Genomic DNA, 3980 nt, shown 5'->3' with positions numbered 1-3980 from the left:
TGCCTCAGTGACTCGGCCACGGCTGCCTCAGTGACTCGGCCACGGCTGCCTCAGTGACTCGGCCACGGCTGCCTCAGTGACTCGGCCACGGCTGCTTCAGTGACTCGGCCAGGTCGCGGAGGGCGTCGTCCGTGGTGAAGGCCGAACCGGTGGCGCGCTCGGACTCGTAGCGAGCCGGGCCGAGGGCGGCGATCCCGGCTGCCTCGGTGCGCTCGGCGTCGGCGCGCTCGCGGGCGGGACGCGGGTGGCCGCCGCGCCACCGTGTGCCGGCGGCGAGCAGCCGAGTCGCCGGCGGGTGGTCACCGAGGTCGGCGAGGAAGCCGGCCCCGACCTCTACGAGACCCGCCGTCACCACTTCGGCGCACCGCGCGTCCACCGCCTCCCGCAGAGCGTCGAACAGCTTCCGCAGGCCGCGTTCGGGGCCCGACTCGGCGGCCGTGACGAGCGCGTCGACCCAGTTCAGCGCTGCCGTGAACTGTGGGGGCGGGGTGCCACGGGAACTCTCCTCACGCGCCTGCTCGCACAGCTCCCGAGTGAAGGCGACCTCCCCGTCGTCCAGGGCAAGTTGGGCACGCAGCAGGCACACGAAGGCGCGGGTGTCCGGCACTCCGTACCGCTCGGCCGCGGCGCTCGCCTCGTCGAGGAGGGCCAGCGCCCTGGGCGGCTCGCCCTCGCGGTAGGCGATCTCGGCCAGCCGTGCCATGAGGAAGGGCGTCTCGGCGTACGCGCCCACCTCGTAGGCGAGCCGCAGCGCCTCCTCGTACTCGTCCTTCGCCTCGTCGAACCGGCTGCGCGCCATGGCCGCCTCGCCGGCCGCGCTGCACACCTGGGCCCGCATCCAGCGGTCCCCCACCCGGCGGCTGAGCACCCGCAGCTCCGCCAGGTCGTCGTCCACACCGTGCATCCCGCCCGGGGTGTCGACGAGGATGTGCGTACGGAACATCAGGGTGACGCCGATTTCCCACTCGCCGCCGTACATACGGCAGTTCGCGACCGCCGCGTCCATCGCGGGGCGCAGATCGTCCGAGCCGCCCAGGAAGAACGCGGCCAGCGGCCAGACGATGCCCGGCATCCGCGCCGCGTTGGGGCCGCCCTTCTCGAAAAGGGACCGCACCCGCGCGATGTACTCCCGCATCGGCACGTCGTCCCACCCGTCCTGCCGGTCGACCTCCAGCTTCATGAACAGATGGAGCATGCGGAGCCTCATCCGCGTGCTGTGCAACGGGTGACGCTCGTCGCGCCCGGGATCATCCATGAAGAACGCCACCGGATCGACGGCGTCCAGCGCGGCGAGGAGGGCGTCACCGGAGGCGATACGGGACCCGATCGGGACAGGGCCCTGGCCGGGGCTCGGGGTGGGGGGCCGGCGGCCCTCGGTCGTGGACAAGGCGCCGGGGCGGGGACCGGGGCCGGGCCCGGCGCTGACTCCGGTCGTGTCGAGCACCGCACCCAGCCGCAGCACGAGGTCCGTCCATTCCGCGCCCTCGCGGCGGAAGTTGCGCAGCCACCAGAACCAGCCCATCTCGAGAACCAGCGCACCGGCCTCCTCCTCGTCAGCGGCGGCGACCGCGCGGTGGAGGGCCGCCCGGATGTTGTCGAGCTCGGACTCCAGACGCCGGATCCACGGGAGTTGGGCGGCGGAACGCAGGAGTGGCTCGGCCTCCTCGACGAGCGTGCGCACCCACGCGCGATGGCGCAGCTCGGCCGCGGCGCGCAGCTCGGGAACCTCGGCGGCGCGCTCGCCGGCGTACTCGTGGATGGTCTCCAGCATGCGGTACCGCATGCCAGCGCCCCCGCCGCCCCCGTCTCCGTCCCCACCTGCAGGGGTGGCGACGATGAGGGACTTGTCGACGAGCGACCCGACGAGGTCGGCCGCGGGCCCGGTGCACACGGCCTCCGCGGCTGCCAGGTCCCAGCCGCCCGCGAACACGGACGCCTCGCACAGCACGGTCCGCTCCCGCTCGTCGAGCAGGTCCCAGGACCAGTCGACTACGGCGCGCAGGGTCTGCTGGCGGGGCAGCACCGTACGGCTTCCGGAGGTGAGCAGCCGGAAGCGGTCGTCGAGCCGGTCGGCGATCTGACGAGAGGTGAGCAGCCGCAGACGCGCGGCGGCCAGCTCGATGGCCAGGGGCAGACCGTCGAGCCGTCGGCAGATCTCGTCCACGGCCGCGAAGTCGTGGAGCGCGGGGTCGGTGTCGGGACGGACGGCCGACGCGCGCTCCATGAACAGGCGGCGCGCAGGATCGGGCAGCAGGGGCTCGACCGGGCGCACCAACTCGCCGGGCACGCCGAGGGGTTCACGACTGGTGGCGAGGATCGTGAGTCCCGGGCAGCGCGTAAGGAGGGTCTCGGCGAGCTGGGCCGCGGCGTCGATGACATGTTCGCAGTTGTCAAGGATCAGGAGTTGGCTGCGCGGGGCGCAGTACTCGACGAGCAGGGCGACCGGATCGTCCTGCGGTACCGCCATCTCGTTGGTGATCAGCACGGTTTCGCGCAGACCGAGGGCGCTGACGACCGCGCCCGGGACCGCCTCCGGCCGGTCGAGCGGGGCCAGCTCGACCAGCCACGCCTGCGCAAGCCCGGCGGCGGCTTCCTCGGCGAGGCGGGTCTTCCCCGAACCACCTGGTCCGGTCAGGGTGACCAGGCGTGCCCTCTGCACATCCGAACGGATCGCGTCGAGTTCGGGTTCCCGGCCGACGAATGAGTTCAGACGAGGGCGAATGTTTCCGTGCCGCTCGGCTCGGGAGGGGGGAGCCGGATGCGGGGGCTCGCCCTGGCCGGGGCGGGGGTTCAGCGGGGTTGTGCTCCCCGGCCTCAGTGCAAACTCGGGCTCCGTTCCCGGGATTGACCGGCCCTGTACGTCGTACGGCGGCCGCGTTCCGTGACCCGGCCGCCCCTGAGCCTCGTACTCCCACCGTGGGTCGAGCAACTCGGCGTGCAAGGCGCGCAGTTCCGCACCGGGATCCGTGCCCAGGCCCTCCATCAGGCCCCGGCGCATCTCCTCGTAGGCGGCCAGGGCGTCCGCGCCGCGGCCGGCGTCGCGCAGGGCGCGGATGAGCAGGGCCCACAACGGCTCGTCGGACGGGTGAGCGGCCGTCATCTCCTTCAACTCCGGTACTACGTCGCCCGCGAGGCCGAGCCGCAGGTCCGCCTCGACGCGGGTTCGGGTCGCCTCCAGGCGCAGGGCCTCCGGGCGGGTGGCGGCGGCGCGGTCGGGAAGGTCGGCGAGGGCGGGGCCGCGCCACAGGGCGAGGGCTTCGCGCAGGCGGCTGGTGGCGGCGCCGGGGTCGCCGAGGTCGAGTGCGGCCTTGCCCTCCGCGACAAGCCGTTCGAAGACGAACAGGTCCACGTCGTCCTTGCCGGCCCGCAAGCGGTAGCCGCCCGGTTCGGAGGTCACCCTGTCCTTGCCGATGGCTCGGCGCAGGCGGCCTACGAGGGCCTGGAGTGCCGCGGGGGCGTCCAGTGGGGGATCGTTCGCCCATACCTCGTCGATCAGGGTCTGTGGGGTGGCTGGGCGGTCGGGTCGCTGGGCGAGCGCCGTGAGCAGCGCGCGCACCCGGGGCCCTCCCACGGTGACCAGGGTTCCCCGGTCGTCCTCCACCTGGGTGACCCCCAGAATCCTGTACCGCACCCACCCATTCTCACCGCCCCCACCACCCAGGTCACCGGCTTTCCCCGGCGAGCCGTGCCCCCGCCCCCACTCGACCGGCACGTTCATGGACTTACCCGCGTTTTTCGCCCCCTCCGCCCCTACCCGTCCCGTACCTGGGGGCTGTCGCCCCCAGACCCCCCGCTTCGTCCTGAACGGCCTCGTCCTCAAACGCCGGACGGGCTGCTGGGAAGGTCACCGCGCGCGGAGATGAAGGCGCGCCCCCACCGGCCCGCAGCCGCCGACGCACGGAAGGGGCCGTGCCGGTACATCGAATGCCCGCATCCGGACGGATCCAAAGAAGACAGCACCCTCCAGCCCACAGCCGATC

The 3980-nt window shown here is 73.1% G+C and carries 1 protein-coding gene; it reads right to left on the bottom strand.

The annotated features are described in order from the left end of the window. Nucleotides 1-73: 73 nt before the first annotated feature. Entirely contained in the window at nucleotides 74-3631 is a 3558-nt protein-coding gene (locus AB0D27_RS45100; RefSeq protein WP_362521401.1) for a BTAD domain-containing putative transcriptional regulator, read from the bottom strand. Nucleotides 3632-3980 lie beyond the last annotated feature (349 nt).

The sequence above is a fragment of the Streptomyces sp. NPDC048415 genome (assembly GCF_040651675.1).
GTDB lineage: Bacteria > Actinomycetota > Actinomycetes > Streptomycetales > Streptomycetaceae > Streptomyces.
The sequence above is the reverse complement of the archived record's forward strand: the minus strand, read 5'-3'. Positions and strand labels throughout refer to the sequence as shown.